Origin of the sequence: Parabacteroides sp. AF27-14, from assembly GCF_003635425.1 — a bacterium.
In the GTDB taxonomy this organism is placed as follows: Bacteria; Bacteroidota; Bacteroidia; order Bacteroidales; family Tannerellaceae; genus Parabacteroides; species Parabacteroides distasonis.
Genome location: NZ_QTLZ01000013.1, coordinates 74,478 through 100,943 on the forward strand (window position 1 = coordinate 74,478; position 26,466 = coordinate 100,943).

General features: G+C 42.9%; 20 protein-coding genes. 4 read left to right on the plus strand and 16 right to left on the minus strand.

Features of this window, described 5'->3' with window-relative positions:
* Window positions 1-24 precede the first annotated feature (24 nt).
* From DWY79_RS14045 to DWY79_RS14105, 12 genes are all read right to left on the minus strand, one after another.
* A complete protein-coding gene (locus tag DWY79_RS14045) occupies window positions 25-3,255 on the minus strand; it encodes an efflux RND transporter permease subunit (protein WP_122369527.1) in 3,231 nt (1,076 codons plus the stop codon).
* Window positions 3,245-4,738, minus strand: a complete 1,494-nt coding sequence (locus DWY79_RS14050) for a TolC family protein (RefSeq protein WP_005867468.1) — start codon at window positions 4,736-4,738, stop codon at window positions 3,245-3,247. Before DWY79_RS14050 ends, DWY79_RS14045 begins: the two co-directional genes overlap by 11 nt.
* Window positions 4,735-7,800 carry an efflux RND transporter permease subunit gene (locus DWY79_RS14055; protein ID WP_122369528.1) on the minus strand — a complete coding sequence of 1,022 codons (3,066 nt, stop codon included), beginning with the start codon at window positions 7,798-7,800 and terminating at the stop codon, window positions 4,735-4,737. The genes DWY79_RS14050 and DWY79_RS14055 overlap by 4 nt, the downstream gene beginning before the upstream one ends.
* 27 nt (window positions 7,801-7,827) lie before the next feature.
* Window positions 7,828-8,895: an efflux RND transporter periplasmic adaptor subunit gene (locus tag DWY79_RS14060; RefSeq protein WP_122369529.1), complete on the minus strand. Its 1,068-nt coding sequence runs from the start codon at window positions 8,893-8,895 to the stop codon at window positions 7,828-7,830.
* A gap of 100 nt (window positions 8,896-8,995) precedes the next feature.
* A complete protein-coding gene (locus tag DWY79_RS14065; protein WP_009016859.1) occupies window positions 8,996-10,804 on the minus strand; it encodes an O-antigen ligase family protein in 1,809 nt (602 codons plus the stop codon).
* A 2-nt stretch (window positions 10,805-10,806) separates the two neighbouring features.
* Window positions 10,807-12,216, minus strand: coding sequence for a transglutaminase domain-containing protein (locus DWY79_RS14070; protein WP_122132144.1), 1,410 nt, complete (start codon window positions 12,214-12,216; stop codon window positions 10,807-10,809).
* A gap of 6 nt (window positions 12,217-12,222) precedes the next feature.
* Window positions 12,223-13,083 carry a signal peptidase I gene (lepB, locus tag DWY79_RS14075; RefSeq protein ID WP_008779164.1) on the minus strand — a complete coding sequence of 287 codons (861 nt, stop codon included), beginning with the start codon at window positions 13,081-13,083 and terminating at the stop codon, window positions 12,223-12,225.
* Between the two features lie 95 nt (window positions 13,084-13,178).
* Window positions 13,179-14,231 (minus strand): BF3164 family lipoprotein, encoded by a 1,053-nt coding sequence (locus DWY79_RS14080; protein WP_005859567.1) that lies wholly within the window; start codon window positions 14,229-14,231, stop codon window positions 13,179-13,181.
* A 188-nt stretch (window positions 14,232-14,419) separates the two neighbouring features.
* Window positions 14,420-14,650: an NVEALA domain-containing protein gene (locus tag DWY79_RS14090; RefSeq protein WP_005859565.1), complete on the minus strand. Its 231-nt coding sequence runs from the start codon at window positions 14,648-14,650 to the stop codon at window positions 14,420-14,422.
* Between the two features lie 206 nt (window positions 14,651-14,856).
* Window positions 14,857-15,711, minus strand: coding sequence for a DUF1573 domain-containing protein (locus DWY79_RS14095; RefSeq protein ID WP_122369530.1), 855 nt, complete (start codon window positions 15,709-15,711; stop codon window positions 14,857-14,859).
* Between the two features lie 12 nt (window positions 15,712-15,723).
* Window positions 15,724-16,773, minus strand: coding sequence for a TolB-like 6-bladed beta-propeller domain-containing protein (locus DWY79_RS14100; RefSeq protein WP_122114866.1), 1,050 nt, complete (start codon window positions 16,771-16,773; stop codon window positions 15,724-15,726).
* An 8-nt stretch (window positions 16,774-16,781) separates the two neighbouring features.
* Window positions 16,782-17,000, minus strand: coding sequence for an NVEALA domain-containing protein (locus DWY79_RS14105; protein ID WP_009275352.1), 219 nt, complete (start codon window positions 16,998-17,000; stop codon window positions 16,782-16,784).
* A gap of 192 nt (window positions 17,001-17,192) precedes the next feature.
* Here DWY79_RS14105 and DWY79_RS14110 point away from each other — a divergent pair, with 192 nt between their 5' ends.
* Both DWY79_RS14110 and DWY79_RS14115 read left to right on the plus strand, forming a co-directional pair.
* Window positions 17,193-18,200 (plus strand): helix-turn-helix domain-containing protein, encoded by a 1,008-nt coding sequence (locus tag DWY79_RS14110; RefSeq protein ID WP_233563985.1) that lies wholly within the window; start codon window positions 17,193-17,195, stop codon window positions 18,198-18,200.
* A gap of 928 nt (window positions 18,201-19,128) precedes the next feature.
* Window positions 19,129-20,301 (plus strand): ATP-binding protein, encoded by a 1,173-nt coding sequence (locus tag DWY79_RS14115; protein WP_122369532.1) that lies wholly within the window; start codon window positions 19,129-19,131, stop codon window positions 20,299-20,301.
* 72 nt (window positions 20,302-20,373) lie between these two features.
* On the opposite strand, the gene DWY79_RS14120 is transcribed toward DWY79_RS14115, so the two are convergent.
* The 3 genes from DWY79_RS14120 to DWY79_RS14130 all read right to left on the minus strand — a co-directional run bounded on the left by DWY79_RS14120 (window position 20,374) and on the right by DWY79_RS14130 (window position 23,884).
* Entirely contained in the window at window positions 20,374-21,534 is a 1,161-nt protein-coding gene (locus tag DWY79_RS14120; protein ID WP_122369533.1) for a DUF4221 domain-containing protein, read from the minus strand.
* A 33-nt stretch (window positions 21,535-21,567) separates the two neighbouring features.
* Window positions 21,568-22,497 (minus strand): 6-bladed beta-propeller, encoded by a 930-nt coding sequence (locus tag DWY79_RS14125; protein WP_306797874.1) that lies wholly within the window; start codon window positions 22,495-22,497, stop codon window positions 21,568-21,570.
* A 124-nt stretch (window positions 22,498-22,621) separates the two neighbouring features.
* Window positions 22,622-23,884: a DUF4933 domain-containing protein gene (locus DWY79_RS14130; RefSeq protein ID WP_122369534.1), complete on the minus strand. Its 1,263-nt coding sequence runs from the start codon at window positions 23,882-23,884 to the stop codon at window positions 22,622-22,624.
* 215 nt (window positions 23,885-24,099) lie between these two features.
* Here DWY79_RS14130 and DWY79_RS14135 point away from each other — a divergent pair, with 215 nt between their 5' ends.
* A complete protein-coding gene (locus DWY79_RS14135; RefSeq protein WP_122369549.1) occupies window positions 24,100-25,104 on the plus strand; it encodes a Fic family protein in 1,005 nt (334 codons plus the stop codon).
* On the opposite strand, the gene DWY79_RS14140 is transcribed toward DWY79_RS14135, so the two are convergent.
* Window positions 25,099-26,052 (minus strand): DMT family transporter, encoded by a 954-nt coding sequence (locus tag DWY79_RS14140; RefSeq protein ID WP_122369535.1) that lies wholly within the window; start codon window positions 26,050-26,052, stop codon window positions 25,099-25,101. The genes DWY79_RS14135 and DWY79_RS14140 overlap by 6 nt on opposite strands.
* A gap of 99 nt (window positions 26,053-26,151) precedes the next feature.
* On the opposite strand from DWY79_RS14140, the gene DWY79_RS14145 reads away from it, so the two are divergent.
* On the plus strand, window positions 26,152-26,454 hold the full coding sequence (locus DWY79_RS14145; protein ID WP_009016867.1) for a PAAR domain-containing protein: 303 nt from the start codon (window positions 26,152-26,154) through the stop codon (window positions 26,452-26,454).
* Window positions 26,455-26,466 lie beyond the last annotated feature (12 nt).

Consider the following 26,466-nt stretch of genomic DNA (forward strand, 5'->3'; position numbering starts at 1 on the left):
TCCGTTAAAGATACGTATTCCTGTTTAATGCCGTTCTTTTTTCAGCGTAAATATCGGTAAATAAAAGAAGATGCCTAGGATAGACATGATAAGGCCGCCTATCGTTCCGGCGGCGAGCGGGAACCAAAAGGCTTCTTTATCGGTGCCTAGCATGAACGGGATAAATCCGAGTATGGTCGATATAACGGTTAGGAAAATCGGCGTGATCTTGGCGTTCCATGCCTTTAGATAAGCACGGATTGGGGAAATAGCGGGTATCCGTTCCCGAATTTGGTTATATTCGTTTAAGATATAGATACTGGCGTTTACCGTGATACCGCATAATAAAACGAAGGAGGCGAATCCTCCTTGGTCGAAGTTTAGCTTGAACCAATAGAAGGTCAGGAATACCCCGATATAAGAGATCGGTATGACAAAAATGACCGCCAGCGGTTGTTTCAAGGAATTAAACAAGATACTGGTCGTAAAGAAAATAATAACGATGATCAAGAATAATAACGCATATTGTTTATTATCTTTCTGATCCCATGACCAATAGTTCTTTTCCGCTTTAGCCGTATATCCCATAGGCAGGATCTTGTTAAACTCTCTAAGTTCCCTTTTCTGTATCTTCTCGCCTTGTGAGGAAGCTCCGATATATTCATATTGCAGGCAGAGCCTGTATTGCTGGTTTACTTTCGCTATCTGTTGAGGGGTTTGGCTTTTCTCGACGATAGCGAGTTCGGACAACTTATAGGATTTATCACGGATGGTTTGAGGTACATATTGCATACTCCATATATCGAACTCCTTTGATTGGCGGGAAGAAAGTTTTAGCTTTTCCGTCTCGTTATCAACGACGATGGTACCTGCGTAGATATCTTTACCGAAAACAGGCCGGATAGACGCGAATAAATCGATAGGCAATATATCCGCTTGCGCCATACGGGATTTATTCAAGTTGAAGTAGAATTCCTGATAATCATCCTTCCACCAAGAAAACTCGGAATTGATCAATACTTCCTTGATACGGCGATACGTAAGCAATTTCTCCCGCAGTTTCTCCGCCCATTCGTATAGCTCGTCATAATTATATCCGTACATCTCGATCCGGAAAGAACCTGCGTTCTCACGGACATCATTGCTGAAACCTTGGTCCATAAGTCCCCATACGCCCCAACTGCCACCACCTAATTCCAACGCTTTGCTAATCACCCTGCTTTTCAAGGTGTAGGGGAAACCACTTCGCTCGTTCTCACGGGTGAAATAGACGTTGATACTGGCTTGACGTGCGTTATAGATACTGGTCTGGAACTGCCGTATTTCCTTATAGGTACTCAAGTAAGCCTCCATTCGGTTGATCAAGTGGTTCATTTGATCAAGGGTCGTACCGTTTGGCATGGAAGCGCTGATACTTAATACCGTTTCTTCATTCCGGGTAAAATAACTTCCCTCGTATACCTTTTGGACAAATAGCCGCAAGGTTCCTCCCAAACTCTTATCGACGATAGGTTTTATCGTTTCCTTCCAAATATCTTTCGCTGCGAATTCATTGTAGCGGGCGATCCACAAAGAGTCCCTTGCGGATAGATCCTTCTCTTCCGGCTCGATCTTCTCCGGCAATAAAAAGATCGGTAGTCCGAAAGCCAGTACTAGAATAAGGCAAGCCAGCTTTTTCCAATTGCAAAGGAAACGGATCTGCGTCCGGTAATAATGAGAGAAATAGACTGGGAAACGGTGTATGAACGACCGTATCGGACGGACCACCGGATGTTGTTTCCAATGACTCCGAGCTTTTGGGGAAGAAGAAGCGGCTTTCTTCGGGTGCAAATTCATCTTATCGATCAATGCCGGAACCAAGAATAACGCGATGAACAAAGATACGGCCAGATTAATGATCACGACAGCGGCGAAATCTTGTAAATTCAACCGTATCTTCTCATCCAAGAAGAAGATAATCACGAGGGCACCCATAGTCGTCAAAGTTGCCGCCAGAATAGACAAGAAAGCTTTCCGGTCATGATGGTGCCGGATGTGATCAGTCATCACGATCGTATTATCGATCACCAAGCTGAGAGAGATAGTGATACCCGCCAGCGAGTACAATTGCATCTCCAACCCTAATAAATAATAAAGGATAACGGCTATACACAGGTTGATACTTAAACTGATGATGATCAAGAACAGATAACGTACATTCCGGGTAATCAGCAGAACGAAGAGCAAGAGGATCAAGATGGTCAAGCCTGTACGGACGTAGATTTTATCCAATTCTTCTTGGATAAATTCGGTAGCGTCGTAACTGGTATGGATCTCGTAACCGGGAGGAAGCAAGGTGCGGATATGTTCCATTTCTTCCTTCACTTTCTTGGCTAATTGCAACTGGTTGGCAGTCTCTTCTGCACGGATAGACAGGTAAATAGAGTTTAAGCCATTGATCCGGTAGTAACTTTGCGGGGCCTCTTCTTGCCGGGTTACCTTTATCAATTGATCCAGCCGGATTAAGCTACCATCTTTGTTTGCGACGGTGATATGCGATGGTTCGAACCCATTCGTGATCTTTTCCGGCATTAACGCCAGACGAATCCATTCCTTGCCGATATCTCCTTGTCCCATATTGGCGGTTCCAAGGAACTCTTTTTTGTAATATTGGCTGATCGCCGATTGGATATCCTCTATCGTGATCCCCAGATCTCGTAGCTGGCGGCTATCGTATTCCAAGCGCCATTCCATAGGGGTTGCCCCGCTAACATCGATACGATAAATACCTTGCACGCTGCTAAGCCGGGGCTTTATCTGATCCTCGGCGAATCGCTGGATGAATATCGGGGTAGCGGAAGCGTTCAAGGTATAACTCATGAACGGGCGTGATTCCTTGTCGTCCGGACGGCTCATCTCTAAAATCGGATAACTTAATTCCTCCGGAAGGTCCGGCCACGTCTGCCTAACAATGGTTGATGCCTCGAAACGTGCGGCGTCTATATTCGTATGTTTATCTAGTTCTAAGGTAATCCTTCCCCATCCGTTTCCCGAGGTCGAGGAGATCTCTTTGATTCCTTTGATACGGGCAAGCATCGCTTCCAACCGGGAGGTTACCTCCATCTCGATAACCCTCGCTGAGTTGGAGGGCATATTATAGCTGATACTTAATTTCGGCAGCGTACGGGAGGGAGATAGCTTGATCGGCAATAAAGACACGAAAGCGATCCCCGCCAATGCGATACAAAGGAAGGTGACGATGATCGTAAAGGATGATATGTTCGGCTTAGAACCCATGCTCGTAATCAAATTCGTTGGCTAATGAGATGCCTGTCTCGAAATCATGTAAGGTGAGCTTACGTATTTTGTAATAGCTCAACCAATAATTTTGCAAGGCCGTGATATAATTACGTTGCGCTTCCTGCTGCCGGTTCAAGGAGAGCGTAAGGCTATTGATATCCGCTTTGCCGATCATGAAACGTTGCTTGGTCTCGTTATAGGCCATGATCGCGATATCCAAAGCCTCCTCGGCGCTGGCGATCAGGTTTTGCTGTACATTGAAATCACCGACGGTCATGATAACGTCTTCCTCCAATGTGACTTCCGTCTGCCGTGCGGATATTTGCGTAACATTTAGATTGCTTTTGGCTATATTGTATTTACCCTTCCGTACTCCCCAGTCTATAAGGGGAATAGAGATAGATATCGATACCAAGTCCTGCTGCAGCGGATTCTTGTAAACTTCCTTAAACTGGGTCGCTACTTGATTGAAACCGATACTGGCATTCAAGGAAGCGTTGAATAAGGTTTCCTTTTTGGTCTTATCCACTTGTTGCTCGGCCTCTAACACCTCTTGCCGCACTTCCAGAAACTTGGGGTTATTCTCCCGGGCTAACGTCAATGCTTGATCCACCGGAATATCCATATCATGGGGGCGTGACGGCAGCCGAAGCCGTATCTCCGTATTCTTATCGAAATTCAAATACGAGGCCAGACTGAACATGGCTCGCTTCAAGGCTATATCGGCGTTTTGTAACGTATTGCGGGCATTGATCGCATCCAGTTTGAGTGTTAGTAAATCCGCTTGACTAATAGCCGCGATCTTATGCCGCTCTTGGCCGGTACGGTATAACGTATCGGTTGTCGCTACATTTTCTTTGGCCATATCATATTCTACTTGAGCCATGGCTAAAGAGAAAAAATAAGTGGTGGCTTGCTCGCTGACGGTCTCGATATTATAAAGCAACTCTTTCTTTACTTTCTCATATTTTAGAGGCTCTATCTTCTTCTCCCACCGGAAAGGATTGTATCCCAATAAATCTTGGCTGTATCCGATACGGATTGGAACGGAGGTGAACTGATTATAAGTATTCGAGCCGAAATAGCGCATATACCCCAGATCCGTGTCCACGAAGAAACTACCACCCAGCATATCGAAGTTCTGCTTGATCTTTAAGTTTCCTCCCGCATAAAAGGACTGTTGCTTACGGTATTCGTCGATGTCTTTTTCTGAATCGTATCGTTTCGTGATATCCCGGTAATATTCGGCGGGTGTGATATTCAATGTAAGACTAGGCAGTCGCTCCGCTTTGTAATTACGAAACTCCCAGTAGCCGGACAAGAATAGGTTTTTCGTACGAAAAGCCTCCAGCGAGCTATCGGCGGCCAATGAGATCGTCTTCTCAAGGGAAAGGACGAGCGATTGGGCCGATACTCCTTCGGCTAATAGCGAACAGAACGCGTATAAAACTAGGAATGTCCTCTTGTATCTTTTTTTCATAATGCATGTCTCCTATAGATAAACCAATAAACCAAAGGGATAATAAATAAACTGACTGCCGTACCGATCAGCATCGCCGAGATCATGGCAATGGAGAGTGGCTTTTGCAACTCACTTCCCATATCGAACGTGAATAGTAGCGGTACCATACCGAATATAGTTGTCAATGAGGTCATGATAATCGGGCGCAGACGGCGACGACCCGCCTCATGGATCGCTTCCATCAAGGGTACACCTTCTTTCCGAAGCTCATTGATCGCATCCAGTTTCAAGATAGAGTCGTTTATGATGATACCGCAAGTTACCACGATACCGATAGCACTCATCAGGTTTAAGGTATGCCCGCATATCCATAATACCAGTAAGGAGGCGGCTACGTCTATAGGTATTTCCAGCAGGACGATCAAGGGCTGCAAGAAGCTCTCGAATTGCGCCGCTAAGATAAAGTACATCAAGAGAATGGATATGAACAAGATGACGACCAGTTCATTCAGCATTTGTTGGTTCGAGAAGAAGCTTCCCGAGAAATCGATGTCCCAATTCGTCTTATCCTTGGATTCGCTGCGGACGAGCTCCCGAATATTTTCCATTAACTGTTCCGCGTTCTCTACTTGATAGAAGCTAAAAGGAATATATTCCCCGTTCTTTCCAGCGGTGAGTGTCTTCAAGTCTTCTCCGGGAGTAATCTTTGTTACTGCGCTAAGAGGAACATGATTCGTCTTTTGGTTTTCGTCCGGTTGCGTACGGATTAACGTATTATGTAGGATATGATCGACCGTTTGCTCGTTTCCGGCTAGCGTGATCGGTAAATACTGTTGATAAGAGCGTAAGGTAGCGACTTCATTTTCCTTGAAGGCCGTCTTAAGTACCCGGTAGACCTCTTCATAGGAGATATTATAAAGTAATAGTTTCTGATGGTCTATGGATATGTTTAATTGATTCTCGAAAGCTACGCCAACGGGAGCGAGACCGGTCTTACTCTCTAGTGTTTTCTCTAGTTTTTGCAAAGTAGGGGCATCCGGAGCTTGCTCTTTGTTACGGGCATAGAACTCGGCTACGATATCGGCCTCACCGGTTACGAACAGTTTCTCAAACACAGTCTCCGGCGGAGAGAACGATAATACGGCTGTCGGGTAATTTCGCTTTACCCAAGCGGAGATTTCTTGTTGTAAAGGAGCGATAGCATCGGTCTCTTCTGTCTTGAAATAAAGCTCTACTTCCGAGATGGATAATTCCCTGTCTCGGTTTAGCAGGAATTGTTGCTGTCCGATATAGGCCGTGTGTTGCGCACCTAACCGATCGGCCTCACCAAATAATTCGGTGACTCTCTTTCTATTCTCATCAATATGGATGTTCTCATTCCATTCAACATGTGCGATTAACTCATTCTGATCGATTTCCGGCATCCGGCTTTTGGGGATCATATAGAATAGGATCGCGCAAAGGGGGATGGTGACAGCTACAAATAGTAGGCTAGTGGTCTTATGCCTGAATATGAAATCAACCCCTCCGTCATAGAACCGGTCCAGCGTATGCTCCTTGATCAAATTGTTTATTTTCAGGTTGAAAAAGGAATGCTTGATCTCCGGTATGCTGTAAACTAATTTGTAAAGTACAGGCAGTAACATGATTCCGGTGAAATAAGAGACCATTAAACCAACCGTAACGGCAAACGCCTGATCGAAGAAAATCGCTCCCGCTATACCACTCATAAATACCAGCGGAACGAATACAGCGATCGTGGTAAATGTGGAACTAAGCATGGGGGTGATTACTTCTGTGGTCCCTTTTATACACGCTTCTTCCAGATTATCTCCTTTTGCCCGGTATTGCGCTATATTCTCCGTCACGATGATGGAGCTGTCTATCATCATACCCAATGCCAGAATTAATCCGGATAGGGAGATGATATTTAAGGACATATTGAAAAGGTAGAAGAACAAGAAACTAATGATGATACTGACTACCATACTTAGTCCGATTACCGCCGGGCTTTTTACGTCCCCGAGGAAAAGGATCGCCACGATGCAGATAAATAAGAAACCTAACGATAGGTTCTGCTTGAGGTTGGAGATCGTATAATCCAATAACTCGGTCTGGTTTCTTGTGATCGTAAATTCAATATCCGGGTAAATAGACTTGAAATAATCGGTAACCTCGGCAAGCGCCTCTTTCATATTGTCCATATTCTCATCCGCTTGCTTGATAACGGCTAACGTGACGGCCCTTTCCCCGTTGGCTAGCGATAAGCCGGTTTCTTTTTCCGGTACGACAGCTACCTTAGCCAGATCTTTTATCTGGAAAATCCGGTCATTCTTACGGATATAGATATTTTGTACGTCTTCCGGTGTACGTAATAAGGTAGAAAATTTAATATTGTACTCATAATAACCATCCCGTACGGTCATGCTTCCCGGCTCTATATTATTGGCAGACAAGGCTGATTCCAAATCATTTAACGTAATATCAGCCATATCCAAGAGTTTCATATCCGGTACGATCTGTAATTGCCGTCCTAATATGCCCGTGATATCCACCATCGCGACTTCCGGCAACTGTTCGATCCTTCGTTTGATTACTGTTTCCGCGAATTGGCAAAGATCGAGGAAAGCGGCATCATTTTCAATTGTCTTGAGTGTGAGGTTGAGGCAAAACACCGGAATGTCCGTAGCGCTCGCCTTGACTACCCGTGGACGTTCTACCTCACGGGGCAGGTAATTCATGGCGGCGTCTATTTTCTCATTGACCTCTATAAAGGCAAGATCCGTGTTCGTGCCAAAGTCGAAGCTAAGGCGGATAATACCCGCTCCATCACGAGTCTCGCTATGGATATCCCGTAATCCTGCCACTTGCATCAATTGCAAACGGACCGGCTTCACGACGGTGTTTTCCAATTCCCGTGCGGATGTATTTTGTCCGGATATCTGAACGGTAATCTCAGGTATGGCGATATCAGGTAATAAGGAGACCGGTATGGTGAAATAAGTCACCAACCCCACGATAAAGCAGGCCGTAAAAGCCATCAATACCGCTATCGGACGTTGTAGCAGGAAGCGAATCATACGCAACTAATTTTCAATTCTCAATTCTCAATTTTCAATTACCTTGACCGGTGACTCATGCGCCAGATTAATATTGCCGCTTGTAATCACGACATCCGCTTCTTTCAATCCTTCCAAAAGGGTATAACTATCCGCGTTTTCCAGTCCGGTGCGCACGTAGTTCCAATAAGCGTGCCCATCAACTAAAGTAAATACGACTTGTTTTCCGGAACGTAATACCACAGCCGTTTTAGGTACGACCAATTGCTTCCCAAGCGAGCGTTGTACGCTAACCCGTACATTCATGCCTTCGAATAATTTACCTTTGTCGTTTACCGCCGCTTTCACTTGTACCATCCCGTTCTCATCCACTAGCGGGTTGATCTCGGATATACGTCCTTCAGTCTTTAAGCTGGTGGTGGCGAAAGGGGTAACTTCCACTTTATCTCCGTTTTGGATAAGCGGCAACTCACTTTCCAATACGGTGAAAGAGGCTTCCAGACTATGAGGATCGATAACGGTACAGAATGCGTCCGTCGTAGACGCCACGTTCTCTTGTTTAGCGAAAAGGTTTGCGATAATACCGTCGAAAGGCGCGATTAGCGTCGCATTCTGTTCCTCATATTGGGCAAGTTGATATTGGGCGAGCGCCAGATCATATCCACTTTTTACCCGTGCTAGGTTGAGCGTTGCGGGCGGGACTTTCGCTGAGTCTTCCAGCATATATCCTTGACCGATCAATACGTCTTTTAATTCAAGCCTCGCTTTCTCTAGGGCATCTTTGGCTTGCGCTGTTTTGTTCGTGAGCCGGAAAGTAGCGAGTTCCGCTATTTTCTGTCCTTTGTTTACCCGGTCTCCGTTCTTCACGTAGATACGGGCGATGGGTTCCGCCGACTCAAACCGTAAGTCCACCAACTTGCGAGCGGACAGTTTACCATTGCTTATCAACTCATGATTAAATTCCGTTTGCTTCAATGTCATGATCGTGACTTCGTTCGCCTCATCCGGCAATACGGTCTCTACGGAATCCTGTGTGGCATCTGTATCTTTCTTTTCTCCGCCGCATGCGCTTAAACAGAATAAAAGCGTAAAGGTCAACAATTTATAGTATTTCATACTCGTATGATTGATCGGTTTGTACAATTTGTCATTCGCAAATATAAGTATTTATTGTTACGATGTAGTCGTAATTGCTATAAAAATAAGGATATTGTATTCATATTGATGTGTTGTTTAACATACTTCGTGCTTTCTCTTTCATTTCTTTAATAGCGGAACTTTCCACTTTGGGTTTCTTAGTTAATACGGAATCAATCGCCATTTTCAATTTTGCAGGTTGAAAATAAGATGGTTCCGTATAAAGATTCATTAACAGATAATACGGATAGATACGTTCCGGTAAAATATCAATGGCATGTAACAGGTGCTTTTCCGCTTGTCGGTATTCACCTAAACACTGCTCATTTTTAGCCATTACGTAATAAAGCATGGGATCGGAGCTTAATAAGACAGCTCTCTCCAGATATTCATTCGCTTTCTCATATTGTCCGGTTTTGCTAAGAGATTGAGCGGCCTCGAAAAGGAATTCCGGTTTATGCTTCAATAATGGATACAAAGGTTCATATACCTCCAAGGCCGCTTCGTAAGCTTTATTATTGTAAAACATTTGCGCCTTATTCCATTGTTGATAAGCCTTATAATGATCTTTTTGCATCCAGAACAAACCAATTCCAAGGATAGCGATTCCCATAAAAAATATCTGTTTGCCCCATCTATGGCCATTTGATTCGGCTTGGTTCTCACGGATCTCATCCTTGTCCGGTGTTACGCTCATCACCCCTAGGAATATCAATACTACCCAAAACTCCGGCAATTGTAATGGATAAGAAGAGAAGGCGAATATAGCCAGAGACATCAATCCCCCGCAACAAGCATACCTTTTGTTCTTTATTCCTTTATAAAATAGAAGCCCCAGCCAGCCTATAAATAGGGCTAATCCTACTAACCCCTGTTCTAATCCAATCTGCAAGTATTCATTAAATGCGTACTCCGGGCATCCGGCAACCAACTTTTCCTGTTCAGTCGCTTTTCCCGAAGCCATGTATTCCGCTTGTGTTTCAGCGTAAGCGGCAGGGAACCCACCTAGGCTGGTACCTGTAATCGGTTGTTTTTGTATCGCTTTCGTCGTGATCTTCCACATCAGAAACCTTCCGTCTGCCGAATCTTTCTTTAATGTATAGAGTGATGCGCTCCCGCCAAGAAGCAATATGCCGCCTAGGATACCGCCTATGATATACCACCTTTTGTGTTGTCTCAGTCTGGTCGCTGCCTGTTTCCTGTCAAGGCGGTACAGGGCATATACCCAGGCGCAAGAAACGACCACCGCTATCCATGCCGATCGGCTCATTCCCGCAGGAAGTACAACGATCGCTGTGCCTATACATCCCATGGACAGGTAATAGGGCATATTTCGTTTGGACTGTTCCAGCAAGATGCCAAGAGCCACCGGTAATGTGATCGCCAAATATCCGGAATAAGGCCCCGGATTGAAAAAAGAGCCGGTCAGCCGAAACAGGGAATGGTTCGAATAGGCCCATCCCTGTAATTGACGGAAGCCCCAGATGGCTTCTATAAGGCCTGTCGCGATAAAGAACATTGAAAAATATCCTATGAGCACCGGATATTCATGGAACACCTGCCGAAGCAGATACCACAAGACAACCATTTGTCCGATAAACAGGAGCTTTTCCGGCTCCGGGTGTATGGAGTAGGGATAAGAGAGGAGGATAAGCCCCAAGAGGGAAAGGGGGAGGATATCCACGTAAGTCCATGGGCACAGCCCCTTGCTTGGATTCAACCACAAACCTTGTAGGGACACGGCGGATAAGAACAGGGCGATTAGTTGAATCCAAAAGGTTTTCTCTGTCACCAAGTGTGTGGATAGCATTCCCAATCCTGCGAAAGGGGCGCTTAGCAAAAGTGTCCCGAGTAGGGTATATACGCCGAGTTTCAACAGCTCTTTCATGGTTAATATCTTTTTACCGTATCGTTTTCCACCAAAAAGATACGATCTTCCGCAGCCTTTTCCGGTCGCGAGATCATCGCTTTCAACAGGCTCCCTTTAGGTATCTTGCGAATGAGGATGCCACCGGGTATCGTGTCTGTCGGGAAATATCCGTTTTTAAAACACTGCTGTTCCTGTTCCCAATAAGCGAGTGTATACGGCACTTGCTGTTGATACGGGTTGTCCGAGGCGATAAAGATGGAATCGGTTCGGGCCGGATCGGGCTTAATTTTCGTGATGATCCCCGTATTGCTCACATGGAAAGGGGATGTGATGAAGCGTAGTGAGCCATAAGCCTCTTTGTCATATTCGGCGATGATAAACACATCATCGCCTACGATCTTCGGGAAGGTACAGCGGTTGCCGATCCGTTCGCTCATGGCGAAAGGCCTCCAGTTACCATGATTATAGGTACAGAGGTAAATAGGTGCTCTTTTTGATCTCACCGGGAGGTCGCAAGTCGTATGGATATCTGCGACAGGTGGTAGGTATTGCTCCGTGACAGCGGTCAATAACGGATTTTTTAAGAACGTACGGTATTCATCGGTCGACTCGGTCGTTACCGGATGTAAGGGGGCGAATCCGTATCTGTAAACCTTGGCCGGGGTCAAGAACGGCTTGGTTAGGTTGTAGATCAAGGAATCCGGGCCTTCGTACTCCGGAGCGAAAGGTAGGAATCGCCCATCCTCGTTTAAGAATGCGCACCAATAATGTTCCCCGTTCCTACGAGTCCAGATCGTATGTTCTGCTACAGTGGGAATACCGGCCGCACGCATCAGCTGGATACCATACAAGACTACCCCATCACAACGTCCAACCCCTGTCCGGTGGATCTCCTCTGCGGTTGGATAGTGGATGGGTATCTCCGTTTGATAGGTGACTCGGGTTCGTAGTATCTTTTGTAACCTCACGGCCGCATCGTACGTGTTATCAATATGCGAACTATCCAGCAAAGGGAGGTACGTCCGCATCAGCTCCTCACGTAAACCGGAGGGCGGTTCGTATAACCCCCGGTAGGGAAGTATATACCTGCAAAAATTCTCGAAACTTACCGATTTATTCCAGGGCTTGGGCCACGCCTGAAACGCCAGCTCGATATTACGGATTAGATAGTCCGAGGATAGGGTGGTGATGTCTGATACCCTCTCTCGCTTCTCATATCCGAAATGATAGACCATATTGCGTATCAAAAAGCGGGCGGCCTCTCTTTTTAACGAATCCCCTTCATAGTATTTGATGACATATTCCAACTCTTTCCTGTTATCGCCGGCTTGCGACAACGCATATTCCAACATACTTTCTTCTTGGCTTTTTGAGAAACCGCAAGAGTGCAGACAGATCCAAGCGCATACATATAAAATAAGCTTATTCATAATTCTTCAATTGTTTCGAATATTTTTCCAAAAACGTCCCTTTCTGTATTCCCCCGTGTAAGGGTCAACGGATTTCCACACTTTCCAAGCTACCCCTACGATAAATTCCTCCGGTATAAGTCCGAGATAACGGGAATCTCTAGAGTTTTCTGTCTTATCTCCGGCCACGAAGTAATAGTTGCTTTGGAACTGGTATTGTCTTACCTGTTTGTCTCCTATATAAACTTTACTATCTTTCCACGATAGGGAATCTTTTGATTCCCACTCGATCATTTGTTTGTATAGCTTATAATTTGTTTGATTCACGGTAATTCTATCCCCTTTTCGGGGGATATACAAAGGACCGAAATCATGAACATTCCAATTGAATGTAGAATCAAAAGGGAAACAACGGTAGACACCGTCCGGCATCCGATCCGCTTTTTGTCTGGATAAGTTCGCTTGACTTTCCACATTCCCCAAAGGCTCTTTTGTATGGTTGTTTCGGTAGAATCCCTGTTCGATCCGGATGGAGTCTCCCGGTAACCCGAGGCAGCGTTTGATATAATATTGCATGATGTGCATTTCGATCCGCTCCCATGAATAGGGATGCGGGTAGTTGAATACGAGAATATCATTCCGTTTGATTTGCCCGACTCCGGGTACTCTGTATATATCTACCCGCTTCCCTTTCATAGATGCGAAAATATTGAATAACCTAGGTCCGGCTATCCATTTGTTTACTAATACTTGATCTCCGGTTTGGAGTTGAGGCTCCATGGAATCGGAAGGGATTTTGAACGTGCTGAAACAGAAGATGAGGAGGAATGCGTATATGCAACCAATACCAAATACCCCATAAAATATAAGTGTCAGATATCGTAACATCTGATTTATATTTGTTTTGTATATACGTTTTTCTATTCCCATTCTTTTATGTTTATGCCTCATTTCCTAAATCCAAATTCTTTGGATATCAGTCATCAATAGTCGAACACTACGATATGATATTCCGGATCATCACTGATACCATAGATCTTCCGTTTTTGATTGTCTACAGCGATGGAGGAGACTCCTTGGTCTAATGTGTAATGGCATTCAAGGCTACCGTCCCATCCGATTACAAATAATTCTTTGCATAATATATTGTAATTAGGCTCTGTCACCATTTTTCCATTATAAAGAACAAATAAACTATTCCCCACGTTTACAGGACTATAAAAAGCGTCTCTATAAGTTTGCGGGCTCGCTTTACTTCCGATAATGTCTCCATCCCTAAATTCTTTGAAAACAGATGCGAAATGATCCGGTCCCCGTAATTGTTTTTCCAAGGTCCCGTTCACGTTATAGATGCAAATTAAATCAGTGAAGTAGTGAGTGATTGCAACCTTCTCTTTTCGGTTGGTGGTTAGGTCTGCCCGAAACGCATTGATTAATTCGGCAGGAGTATACTCCTGCTCAGTTTTAGGATAAGTACCGAAATCCATCGTTTTCTTACCTGTTTGATCAAAAAGGAATCCAGGACTCGTCTCTTGATAGGATACGCCTAAGAACCCGTTGCCCAAGCTTCGAATATTGCTCCATAGCGGTTTTGTATCTAGGGAGATACGGCTGGCGTATTCCGGTTCTTTTCCACTGGTAAATTCCGGGATAGAGTAAGTGAAAATCGTAGAGGTCATCATATCAAAAATGACTACGGAATCGTTCCGATTGACGAAACATGGTGTCATCATCTCTTTAGGCCCTTGTCCTACAGGAATACATTCTCCTTCCTTATGTGCCGTATTGAGGTTGAAGATGTGGAATTGTTTTTCCGCCCCTTGATTGCAAGTAACTAGGAAGGAGTCGAATAATTGGATTTGTGAAGGTCGTAAAATAAGACTGTCAAATTCAATAGTTTTTCCGGATAGTGATTTTCGGACTTTGAAATCACTTCTCTGGAAGGTTATGTTTTTGTCATCTTGTTTTTGATCATCGGTACAAGCGATGAATACTAATAGGATGAGTGAAAGATGTAAGATAATGTATTTCTTCATGATACTGATTTTTTAAGGAGGGCATGCCAAATTAAGGGATTGAACACATTTTCTTCTTGCTCAAGATACCTAGAGTCTATGAAATACAAATTAAAAAATCAATGAGAAAACATCTGCATTCCATTGATTTACCGACTGTATTCCATTGTGATTTTTTTCGTTTTGGCACACCCTCCTTTGATTAAATTTTAGTTCCAACGTCCCGGTATGTAAGTGGATGTCCCATCGGAATATTTGATAATACATCCTCCCCCAGAGTAACTGCAATATCCGCTTCCACCTTCCCCACTAGCCAATGCCTCCACATTGTCAAGCGCTAAATCAGAGAGTTTAATCTCGTTTTCACTCTGGTTGATGTTCCATGCCGCAGCTACTGCTACGACTGCCATTACGGCTATTCCTAAAATCTTTTTTCTCATGATATTTCTTTTTTATAGTTTATGTTTTTGAGAATTTAATCTCTTGCTTACTATTCTTCTGCAAGATAAGGATATTCTCGAATTCCTCTTTCAATTTAATTTACTACTTTTGTGTCACCTCCTTTCTGCTTCATGAGTAAAAGTGGGGTGGGAGGCTTGCTTGTGATCGTTCCAATATATCCGGCAAGCTCTCCCTTCTCTTTTATTTATTGAGCCATCCCCCGAATGTTTAATTTTATCAGTTGATTCGTATTGCATTTCACGGAAATCGTCTCGTCAAAGACTCCTTTGTCTTTCGGTGTCATGATGACTCTTACTTGAAGGATCTCTCCCGGCTTGGCGGGATGTTTGTCGAAAGATGGGTGGGCACAGCCGCAGGTTGTAGCCGCGTCTAGTATGACTAACGGGTTGTTTCCTGTGTTTGTTAATCGGAAAACAGCTTCTTTGCTTTCTCCCATTTGGATAGTTCCTAGCTGTATGGATGCCTCTTCCACTTTCACGGTGGTCTGTATTTGTGAAGCGGGTTGTTTTCCGGTGATCTCTTTTAGGTATAGCTCCCGGATATTCGGGTTGTGGATAGGATTTCCTATCACTACGACCTTATTGTCCTTATCCAATAGAAAGGTTTGAAATCTCCCGTCGGCCGGGAAATGATTCAGTTCGTTCAGTCTGTCTGATTGATCCATGCAGATAGGTTTGTCGAAATTGTCTTTTTTCAATAGATACCGTATTTCTTTCTTGTCATCGGACTGGAAGAAAAAGAGGAAGGGAACCGTTCCTTGGGTAATGGAGTCGGTGTATTGAATCAGTTCTTTCCATCGGTGCAGTTGGAGTTTGCAACTGGTACATCCTATGGAATCCACGAAAACCAGCACCTTGTGGGGGGATTTTGGCAGGGTGAAGTCTACCGTATCGGTTGCAAACCGTGCAAAGACCATGTCTTTCGGAAATCGTATCTCTTTTCCTTGCCATTCGGATACTAAATGCTTGATCTCGTCTTTTTTCTTGTCTTGGCAAGCTAGAAGGAATAATAATAGTATGATTAGATTTAAGTATTTCATGATATTTTGTCGTTATATTTTAAATGAAAGAATCGGATCGTTGCTGTTTACATCCGTGGCAAGGATCGTCCCCGTATCCTCATCTACGTCGATACCATAAATGGCATGGTCGAGCACGTACTTCCGGACGGGGTTTCCTTTGAGGTCGAATACATAGATGTATCGCCCGCCATCCTCGATATCTTCCCCTCGTTGGTATGCCTGCCCGATATCTTTGAAACTACGGCCATGAAATACGGTATAAATGAAATGGTCTGTGATATGAACATCACTGAATCCCATGATACCCGTTGGAATTCCCTCCGATTGTGAGATTGCGAATTGAGGTTCTCCATTAGGTCCGTATCGTACGGTTTGTGTAGTATCTGTGAAGTTGTATATTTCTAATGCCTCTCCTAGTTGGGTTGCCATGACCAAGATGCCTTTTTGGGGATTATAGTCGAAGAAGCTTCGCCACGCTTGCGCCAATGCAGGGCGTGCGATGTCTTCATAATTATTTTCGGTCGGGATCTGATTAGCGGAGTGAATCCATTTCCCTTCTCGGTCTGTCCACTTTTGTCTATATTCACCGAGGTAGTCAGATACCAAAAAGCCCGATTCCATCGGGTAAAAGTCCAATGCCCTAACCAGCCGCTTGTCCATATCGATCGTTTCTACGGGGATGATGTTGTTCATATTTTGTTCAATCTTCCACCGGGTTGTTCGCATTTTGTTCGCATCGAGCGTCCAGATAGAATCCTTGGAGATAAACCGGAAGCAATCTGCCGATACCATTTCTTCGGGTCCCTCGCCTCGTTTGCCAAACGATGTCATATATTCCCATTCGGGGTAAGAGAAGGCATGGAAGAAATAATCTACGTTGTGCAAGTCCATGATAATAGCGATACCATCCTTGACCGCTACCCGGAAAGGATAGCGGAACAAGGCGGTATCTAGGTGGATAACCTGCGCATTTAATGCCTTTTCATCGGGAAAATCCTCGTAGCGGGGGAAGTGCCGTGAGGATTCCGAACAGGATACCAGACTACCTATTAATAGAACTATGTACACGTAGTAGTTCATGTGTTGTTTTAACGGTTGTATATATATTTGTAATATCCTCCATTACATGATAGAGAGCCAGCCATATAACAATCTTTGGATCCACTTTCACCGGAAGCTAGCGCTTCAATATTAGAGAAAGTAAGATCTGAGAAATTTTGTTTTCCTTCTTTCAAAAGAAAATACGAAGCACACAAGGCGCAAATGAAAATGATAGCGAAAGCTTTCTTGAAAGTAATTTGTTTCATGTCGTTTCTAATTTTTGTTATAAACGTACGGCTTGGTCTTTGGATAGCCAATCTTTTTAGGTGACTTTTAGCTGACAGTTGAAAAATAAGCCTTTTGTCTACCTATAGTCATCTTTCATCTTGCGAGTTGAATGAATTTATTCGTAGAAAGGGATGGAAAACGTATCTTTGCAGTTTCAACGAGGAATAATTATGGAGAAGCAAAATTGGAAATTTTATTGGAAGTGGAGTGTATTTGTTCTGATGACGATGATTTGCTTGTTGTCTTTTTATAAATCATACCAAAATGTAAAGTATGAATTACAAGAAGAGTCTCAAACGTTATTTCAGCGGGCAGTTCAAGATGATACAAATAGGCGGATAAAAGATTTAGGGGATGCTTTTTGTTTTTCCTATTCAGGCGCTAATCGATTGGAACGAGATAGCATTACAATCAAGACTGCCGATGCGATTATACATATGAGGAATAATAAGGAGGTGGCACGGAGGATGTCTTCACAGGAGAAGTCTGATTTTTGTCTCCAACATTGTTTGTCTATGGAGAATCCGATTCAAGTAACCTTGCTGGATAGCGCTTTTCGTGCATCTTTGTATGAACATGCGATTCCGGCTCAGACCGTAACTTGTTATACCTTTATAGACAAGACGGAATGTAGCTCTTCGGATACTTCTTTTTATCAATCTTTTATACCATTAAAAGAAATTGTTTTTGGAGCGAATCGGACGATCGTTTTACAAGCGTTTGTTCAATTTCCTTTCCTTTATATAGTAGGTGAAGTGTTTTTGCGAAATATATTTTGGATTCTGGCAATGGTTATTCTCTGGGTTATTGCGATTGTCTTGACATGGAAAAGACCAAGGATAAATATCTTACCGCTACAAGAAGCACCTAAAGAGATGATACAAATAACAGAAGATATCTTGTTCGATGAAACACATGGCGTATTGCATTATCATAGGCATCGTATCGAATTGGCAAATCAACGGCTGAAACTGTTTTGTATTTTATTAGAACATAAAGGATATTTCATTGAGTCCGATCGGCTGAAAGAAGAAATCTGGCCTGATGGAAGTGTGTCCAAAGACGCTCTTACCGCTACGGCTAAAAGGCTTAAAGAGGATTTGTCTCCTATTCCGGGTTTGGTGATAGAGAGTGCTCGGGGTAAAGGATATTCGCTAAAGATCGTTTCGGGAGAGTAAATTCTCTATCTCAACGTTCATTTGATGGTTTATTTGTGTGATGAGCTTGCTATCGGCAGTAGTACTGACTTGGCTAAGTAATATATACTGACTTGCCCAACACAGTATATATTACTTAGCTAAGTCTGTATTGGTCTTAGGATTGCCAATCTTTTGGGCTGACTTTTAGCTGATAGTCCCAAAATAAGAGGCTTGCCAGTCTAAGGTCACCTATTTATATCGTGAGTTGAATGAATTTGTGCAAACAATGTTAATTATTTTGTCCGGCTTAACCTCGTTCATGAATAAGATAGAACATGGTCAACCTCTTTTATTACTAAGTCGCAAACCGGTCAACCTGCTTTATAAATAAGATGCGAAGTAGTCAATTAAAAACGTTTACATACAGGGGTATTGTTGTTTCTCGTAGGGAAAACAATGGTTTCTCCTGTAGGAAACTTTAGTTTCTTCCTAGGGAAACAAAAGTTTTACAGTTATAAAACAAAAGTTTCATAAGCGGAAAACTTTTGTTTTTGCTTAGAAAAACTGTAAACTATTATACGTTAATGCTTTATAGGTATCAAGAAGACTGCTGAAGTGATGAAATACGGCGAGTGTAAGAAGATCGTTCTGTTTTGTGGTGAAAAAGCGTAAGTGATTGTAGATAGGATCGGATTATTGTAGATGTTTTTTTATCTGCAATCATGGGTTAAACATCATATAACCAGAGGTCTATATGCGAAGTTGTAGATGTTGTAGATGTTTTTGATTATTTATAGGAAAGGATAGGGTGGTAAATTAATAGTGAGTGGGACGAGAGCGTTTTTAAGCAGATAGCCTTAGGGCAATTTATATAAAGGTATTTGCACGATACGATGTGCAATTTTTATACAAAATTGCACATCGTATCGTGCAATTTTGTATATTTGTCCTTTAAACATGAATCGATATGGAGACCTTATTTCGTTCCTTTAGAACTCAATTAGAGCATACTTCGACAGAAGTCGTGCGCTTTCTTCACGATCAGATCGCATGGGATAGCCGATTGGTTGCGATTTTAGGTGCTCGTGGTGTTGGGAAGACTACCCTATTGTTGCAGCATATCAAATTGTATGATCGTGAGGATGAGTCTTTGTATGTTACGGCAGATGATTTCTATTTTACCAAGTATCGGTTATTCGACATGGCTTATCAATTTTATAATCTGGGTGGGAAAAAACTTTATATTGACGAGATTCATAAATACAAGGATTGGTCTAGGGAGGTGAAGAATATATACGATCAAATTCCTGGTCTTCAAGTTATCTATATAGGTTCGTCTATTCTTGATCTGGAGAAAGGTGGTGCGGATTTAAGTCGCAGGAAGGTAGAGTATAGATTACCCGGACTTTCTTTTCGGGAATATTTGAATATATCGCAGGGGTGGCAGCTTCCATCGTATTCGTTGGAAGAGATTCTTGCTGGGAAGGTTGAGTTCCCTTATAAGGAAGCTCGTCCACTCAAATTATTTAACGATTATTTATCGACAGGTTATTATCCATTTTTTCAAGATACGGAATATCTCTTGCGTCTGCGTAGCGTGATTAACCAAATGGTGGAATCTGATATTCCGATTTTTGCGGATATGACGGTGGCTTCTGCCGTAAAGTTGAAGAAATTATTATATGTATTAGCTCAAAGTGTCCCTTTCAAACCAAATTATACGAAGTTGGCGAGAGATTTGGATATCAGCCGGAATGTGTTGCCCGACTACATGAGTTATTTGGAGAAGGCAGGTCTGGTTAATTTACTGCGAGAAAAAGCGCAGGGCTTGAAATTATTGGAGAAAGTAGAGAAGATCTATCTGAATAATACGAATCTGGCTTATGCGTTGTCGGAGCAGGTACCGGATATCGGTTCCGTGCGTGAGACGGTTTTTCTATCTTGGATGCGAGTCGTATGCTTCGTTACTTCTTCTGCGATTTCAGACTTTGAGATAGATGGCCGAACCTTTGAGATTGGGGGAAAGAATAAGACGCGGCAACAGATCAAGCAAGCGGCGGATGGGTATGTGGTGAAAGATGACATAGAGTATGCTTTCCGCAATATGATTCCTTTATGGATGTTTGGCTTTATCTATTGAATATCTATTAGGAAATCCACTGGAATAAGGCTTGTCTGTGCTTGCTGTAATATGCTGATATACAGTATTTGTTTATCTCCGGCCGTATCGAGAAACTAGATCGAAACGAATAAAACTTAATATATCGTCGTTGAAATCGGGGTTCATGAAATGGCTGTTACATATGTAAAGGCCATCGGGTAAAACTAATAATTGTCTTGAATTGTACGTGTAATTAGGGAAAAGAGTCTCTCCTAGCTTGTTTAACTCTTTGTCAAGGATTATGATTGAAAAGGTCTTTCGTCCATATTCTATAAGTTCCATAGCTTTAACCCCTTTCTCGATCGTAGTGGATGGATAAGCGATCCGATAAAAAACCTCTCGGTAAGGATCGTATATCAAGTCTCCATACATCGCGTTTTGACAGAAATCGATCGCTTGGGCGGTTAGCTCGTCTGGCAATTGCACTTGGTCGATATACTCGCTTTTCACGGATACCTTGCGGATGGAGTCGTGTGCGATATTCGCCACATAGACAGATTCATCGTAAATGAAAGAATATACAAATCGCTGCCCATCAAAAGAACGGCTATAGCTACCCTCTAGCCCGTATCGTTTCAATTTGACCGAAGAGCCGGGATAGTCCGGATAAACAAAAGGTAATGCTCTGATCTCCTTCGTGTCGAGATTGATAGTAGCGGAGACATAATCTTTCTCTATCAAACGGTTGGGATCTGAATAGATATATAGATCCCTCCCTATCAGGGTGGCGGTTCTGAAACTTAGGAAACTACTGTTGTAAAGTCTTGTGCCATCATTTGCTTCCTCATAATTTATTTTTTCTAGTATTTGGCAATCCTTATTGATGCGTATGATCTCTGGTTCAAATAAGCTGGTGAGATATAGGCTGTCCCAATCCTGTATATAGCATCCTAATACACGGCCTACTCCATTTGAACCCTCGATCTCCGGTTCTATCTTGAACGCTAGTTCTTGACTATCCTTATCATAAAAATAGAATTTATTGCTACGGGACTGCATGGAGTAAGATTGTAACACAATATATTCCTTTCCCTTTTTGTCACGATAGTACGATAAGAAAGGGGTTACGTTTTTTGTCTTATCATCCAAGCTGAAAGCCAAGGTCTGATCGGATCTTACTAATTGATAAGACCTACTTTTCTCTGCTTGCTCACAAGAAGAGAGGATAAAGAGCAAGAGTGATAGGAATCGGAAAAATGGTTGTAGTTTCATTCGTTTATTGTATTTAAAATGAATGCATATATTTTATTCTAAATTTAAATAAGCAAACTGAATCTCATCCTCCATGCTCATAATGATCCGCTCGTTTCCTTTGTCATAGCGAAGATTGATGATGTTATATCCTATATCTAAAGTATAGAGATAATTCGCGTTTAGGTCAAAGACACGAATTTGAGTGCAAGGAGTCGGGAGGAGGTTCCCGCTTTTATCTTTGAGGAAGTTATCTTGTCCGGAATAACAAGCGAATATCTTATCACCACAAAATACGATGGAGCGATAATATTCTATCTTGTTAGTTTTCCGGTTGTCCCATCTAGGGCCATATAAGTTATATTTTAGATTACCATCTAAATCGCATATCGTGATCAAATCGTGGTAATTGTAAGCTTCCACATATATATTATGCTCCATGGAAGCATCGCATACTATACGCTTTTTCTCTATTTCCGGGTGTTCGTATTTCATGATTTGGATATCTCCGGTTACCATATTCCATTTACCGATGCTGGGCTTGAAATCATTAGTCCCTATAGGCTGTATGATCCTGCCTATGCATAATGTATCATTTATATATTGATAATCGCTTGGGAATCTTTCGATGTCGATATTCATTTTTACGTAAGGTATGTAAGTGGGATCAGCTAGAACGCTATCCAAATCGAAACTAAAGATTTTCTGTTTGCCATGATCCGTTACATAGAATTTCCGGCGGACTTCATCAATACCTATGTCTCCCATATTTGCGATTTCGGAGGGACCTTCTCCTTTCTGTCCTGTACTGGCTAAGAATTTAAAGGTGTTCTTGTCAAAGATATAGATGAGGTTGTCATAAGCCTTATAATCCTGTATGATTAAATAATTATCCATCAAGTAAATTCGGGGATATCGATTGATCATAATCTCTCCGGTACTTATTTCTTTTACGTTATGCTTTACATCGACAATGTTGTCCATGCTACTTATATGTTTCTCTGTTGTGGAATTTTGTGTACAGCTTAAACATATAATGAAAAAGGATAGGTATAATAATGTTCTCATGATCTGCTATCTTTAGGTTGTTTATTGATTGAATATCCAATTAGGGTCTTGCCACGATCATTACATAATCCCTCTCGAACACTTTAGGATCGTCTAAGAATTTGATCAGGTCTTTTTGGCGGGAGGAGCCTGTGCGTTTAACGGTCTCACGCATTTCGGTGACGGTACGAATCATATAAACACAGTCATCGGTTTGTCCGTCTGGCCAGAACGGAAGTCCATCATCTATATCATTGATAAATCCTCCGGAGCTTTTGGGTAAGGCGTATGTTTTCTTCTCTTTCTTGAGATAGACTACTCGATGAGTGATAACCGGTTTGTAATCGTCCAGCCATCCCAGCCAATTATAGATGGCGGGAGAACCTTTTTGAAAGACTCCCATAAATAGCCCGTTCGGATTCTCCAAGAAAGAACGAAGACCGGTCGGTTTATCTTGATTGTCTTTATGAAGCGCATATAAAGGGGTGATCGAGTGGGAACTTGAAAGCTGGTATACCGTATCTCGATAAGGAATCAAGAAATTCATTCGGTCTTGATCCGTATTCCAATAAAAGGTTTGAAACCGGGTGATCGTATCCGGAGAGACGTTAATATCCTTGGTATCCGCAAGGATGAATTTGCAAAGCGTATCTCCTCGAAGGTTGAATGTCGTTATTCCTTTCGGGATTTTAGAGCCTTCCGCATAATCACAAAGCATATATCCCGAGGAGGAGAAGCCTACTATTTGACTGGCATCCGCATTTATCGAATATTTGGTAGGCAGGTTTTCGGGGAATATATAATTCTGAATGGTCAGCATCGTATCTAATGTGGGTAATTCCCCGATACATGGCCTTATATCGTTGAATGTGGTCGAATCTTTTTTATTGTCTTGGTCGAGGCCGCTCAAGGCGCAGTACATACGGGTTGTTTTCCTGTCGTAAAATAGATTAAGGCCGTTCATACCATGGTTCCATTTATAATCCAAGGCCTTAAATCCATATCGTTTGCTGGGAATGCCTTGCTTACGATAATAAATACGTGGGTTATTGAATGTGATGAAAGCGTCGCTATCCGGAATAGCGATCGCTTGTGTTACCGTGTAACGAGCGTCTCCAACATTATAATATTCCAGCTTAGAGGCTATTTGACTCAGTTTCAACATCGCCGGATGGTCCAGCGCCTTTTCTATATCAATGAGGGCCGGAGTCGTCGAACGATTATACTCCGCTTCATATTGGGGAGAGGTGGGTTGATTCCTTTGCTGACAACTATTTAGGAGCAAGGCAAGGAACAATAAACATGTCGCAAACTTGGTGATCATGGTTGGATACGTATTGTTTGTCGCAAACATATGTAAAATAATTGATTGTAGCAAATGAATTTACGAATTTGTCATAGATATGCGACAGACCCGTAGAATAGTCTTCGAATAATGACTAAAGTAATATGATTTCCTTTATTAAGTATGTGTTTTTCATAAAATGAGCGTCACTAGAGAATCTTTTTTCCTATATTTGCGAAAATCCCATGAATATGATGTATGTACCACCATTCACAATCTCAGCAAATGCCATCAATCTGATTGCGGAAATATCTGCGCAGATTGAGCGGTACGCAATTCGTTTGGAACAAAACGACAAACTGAGATTGCGAAAAGCCAACCGGGTGAGAACGATTCACAGCTCGTTGGCCATAGAAGGTAATACGTTGTCGGAAGACGAAGTGAAAGACATCATTGATGGTAAAACCGTTGTGGCTTCTTTGCGCCAGATTCAAGAAGTCAAGAACGCCATAAAGACATATGAACTTTATAGCGGTTTAAACCCGTTCAACGTGAAAGACTTACTAAAAGCGCATGGCACAATGATGATGGCGCTCACCGATGATGCCGGAAAATTCCGTAGTGGCGGAGTTGGCGTATTTTCGGAAAAAGGCTTGGTTCACATGGCTCCTCCTGCAGATAGAGTACCAAAACTTATTGAGGATTTATTTGAATGGCTTAAGCAAGCTAAGGATCATTTACTCATCCGTAGCTGCGTATTCCATTACGAATTTGAGTTTATTCATCCGTTCAGTGATGGAAATGGACGTACAGGTCGTCTTTGGCAATCACTTATTTTGGGACGACTCCACCCCCTTTTTGAGTACTTGCCTGTAGAAAATATGGTTTATGCCAATCAAGAAGCTTATTACAATGCTATACAAGCCAGTACTGCAGCGGCAGATTCCGGCCCATTCATTGATTTTATGCTTCAAGAGATTTTGAATACTCTGAAAGAACATCAAGGAACTCCGATCATCCAAACCAAGGAAAGCGAAGTTCGGGATAAAGTTCGGGATAAAGTTCGGGATAAGTTCGGTATAAATTCAGGGCAAATCATTGAACAAATCCGACGTAACCCCAACGTCACCCTTGATGAAATAGCAGCTACTCTTTCTGTTACCCGTCGTTCTATTGAAAAAAAGATTAAAGAACTTCGTGATGCCGGTTATTTAAAACGTGAAGGTAGCAACAAATCGGGACGTTGGGTAATATTATGAGGATGCAGGTTCTTTAGCGTTCTTTTTCTTAAGCGGAAGCCTTGGGAAAAGCTTTCGGAAACGGACTAGGTGGCTTGTTACGTTACTTCCTGCGATAATGAGGGTAACGGCTAGGATGATCAAGATGATTCCGCAACACAATCGTAACGTTAATGATTCACCGAAGACAGTCACTCCGAAGAATACGGCGGTCAACGGTTCCAAGGCTCCGAGGATCGCCGTTGGGGTGGAGCCGATATATTGGACCGCTAGTGTCGTGCAAAGGAAAGAGATAGCGGTTGGGAATATGGCTAAAGCGATCAGGTTACCCCATAAATACCAATCATGGACAATGTGAAGGCTCCTGCCGAAATCTATACGGACTAAAAACAAGGTCATTCCGAAAAGCAAGACATAGAACGTAAGTTTCAACGTAGCGATATTCTTCAATAGCGGACGATTTGCGCCTACGATATAAATAGCATAGGAAAGAGCGGAAGCCATGACCAACAGGACACCGGTTAAACTAAGAGTCGTTCCGTCGCCACTTTTATAAAGTAAGCCGATACCGCCTAATGCCAGCAAGATACAAAAGATGGTTTGTAACGTTAATTTCTCCTTGAAGACAAACGCCATGATCAGCGCCACTAAGATCGGATAGACAAACAGCAAAGTCGAGGCGATGCCTGCTTCCATATAATTATAGCTTTGGAATAAGGCTAGGGAAGAGAAGGAAACCAACAACCCCATGAGGATTAAAGGAACGATCTCGTTGGGTTTCAACTTAAAGTTCCGCCCTCTCGCTTTGATCATGATACCCAATACTGGGATCGCGAATAAATATCTGAAAAACAGGACTGAATCCGGATTCATACCGGCTTTATACAAGGGTAGGGCGAACAAGGGGTTCATTCCATAAGTCGCGGCGGCGATAGCCCCTAGAACATATCCTTTTGCTTTTGCATTCATGATTAAAAATATTAGCGCGCAAAAGTAGTATATTCATGATAAATATTATATATTTGTAGATTATCATTTCAATAAATCGTTAACTAAAAAGTAATAAATATGCCTCCAGCAGCAAGATTGACAGATATGCATACATGTCCTATGCAAACCCCGGCTTGGCCATCACCGATACCCCATGTAGGCGGTCCTATCGTAGGGCCGGGAGCGGCGACTGTTCTAATCGGCAAGCTACCGGCGGCGGTAATGGGGGATAGTTGCGTTTGCGTAGGTCCTCCGGATACGATCATTAAAGGATCTTCCACCGTGATGATCTGCGGTAAACCTGCCGCCAGAATGGGAGATACGACAGCTCACGGAGGGCAAATCGTATTGGGATGTCCCACCGTTATAATAGGTGGTTAGGAGGATCTGCGG

Excerpts from the sequence above, each read along its gene's own strand:
- DWY79_RS14045 (WP_122369527.1), bottom strand. The coding sequence starts at position 3,255 with ATGGGTTCTAAGCCGAACATATCATCCTTTACGATCATCGTCACCTTC.
- DWY79_RS14050 (WP_005867468.1), bottom strand. The coding sequence starts at position 4,738 with ATGAAAAAAAGATACAAGAGGACATTCCTAGTTTTATACGCGTTCTGT.
- DWY79_RS14055 (WP_122369528.1), bottom strand. The coding sequence starts at position 7,800 with ATGATTCGCTTCCTGCTACAACGTCCGATAGCGGTATTGATGGCTTTT.
- DWY79_RS14060 (WP_122369529.1), bottom strand. The coding sequence starts at position 8,895 with ATGAAATACTATAAATTGTTGACCTTTACGCTTTTATTCTGTTTAAGC.
- DWY79_RS14065 (WP_009016859.1), bottom strand. The coding sequence starts at position 10,804 with ATGAAAGAGCTGTTGAAACTCGGCGTATATACCCTACTCGGGACACTT.
- DWY79_RS14070 (WP_122132144.1), bottom strand. The coding sequence starts at position 12,216 with ATGAATAAGCTTATTTTATATGTATGCGCTTGGATCTGTCTGCACTCT.
- lepB (WP_008779164.1), bottom strand. The coding sequence starts at position 13,083 with ATGTTACGATATCTGACACTTATATTTTATGGGGTATTTGGTATTGGT.
- DWY79_RS14080 (WP_005859567.1), bottom strand. The coding sequence starts at position 14,231 with ATGAAGAAATACATTATCTTACATCTTTCACTCATCCTATTAGTATTC.
- DWY79_RS14090 (WP_005859565.1), bottom strand. The coding sequence starts at position 14,650 with ATGAGAAAAAAGATTTTAGGAATAGCCGTAATGGCAGTCGTAGCAGTA.
- DWY79_RS14095 (WP_122369530.1), bottom strand. The coding sequence starts at position 15,711 with ATGAAATACTTAAATCTAATCATACTATTATTATTCCTTCTAGCTTGC.
- DWY79_RS14100 (WP_122114866.1), bottom strand. The coding sequence starts at position 16,773 with ATGAACTACTACGTGTACATAGTTCTATTAATAGGTAGTCTGGTATCC.
- DWY79_RS14105 (WP_009275352.1), bottom strand. The coding sequence starts at position 17,000 with ATGAAACAAATTACTTTCAAGAAAGCTTTCGCTATCATTTTCATTTGC.
- DWY79_RS14110 (WP_233563985.1), top strand. The coding sequence starts at position 17,193 with ATGGAGAAGCAAAATTGGAAATTTTATTGGAAGTGGAGTGTATTTGTT.
- DWY79_RS14115 (WP_122369532.1), top strand. The coding sequence starts at position 19,129 with ATGGAGACCTTATTTCGTTCCTTTAGAACTCAATTAGAGCATACTTCG.
- DWY79_RS14120 (WP_122369533.1), bottom strand. The coding sequence starts at position 21,534 with ATGAAACTACAACCATTTTTCCGATTCCTATCACTCTTGCTCTTTATC.
- DWY79_RS14125 (WP_306797874.1), bottom strand. The coding sequence starts at position 22,497 with ATGGACAACATTGTCGATGTAAAGCATAACGTAAAAGAAATAAGTACC.
- DWY79_RS14130 (WP_122369534.1), bottom strand. The coding sequence starts at position 23,884 with ATGATCACCAAGTTTGCGACATGTTTATTGTTCCTTGCCTTGCTCCTA.
- DWY79_RS14135 (WP_122369549.1), top strand. The coding sequence starts at position 24,100 with ATGTATGTACCACCATTCACAATCTCAGCAAATGCCATCAATCTGATT.
- DWY79_RS14140 (WP_122369535.1), bottom strand. The coding sequence starts at position 26,052 with ATGAATGCAAAAGCAAAAGGATATGTTCTAGGGGCTATCGCCGCCGCG.
- DWY79_RS14145 (WP_009016867.1), top strand. The coding sequence starts at position 26,152 with ATGCCTCCAGCAGCAAGATTGACAGATATGCATACATGTCCTATGCAA.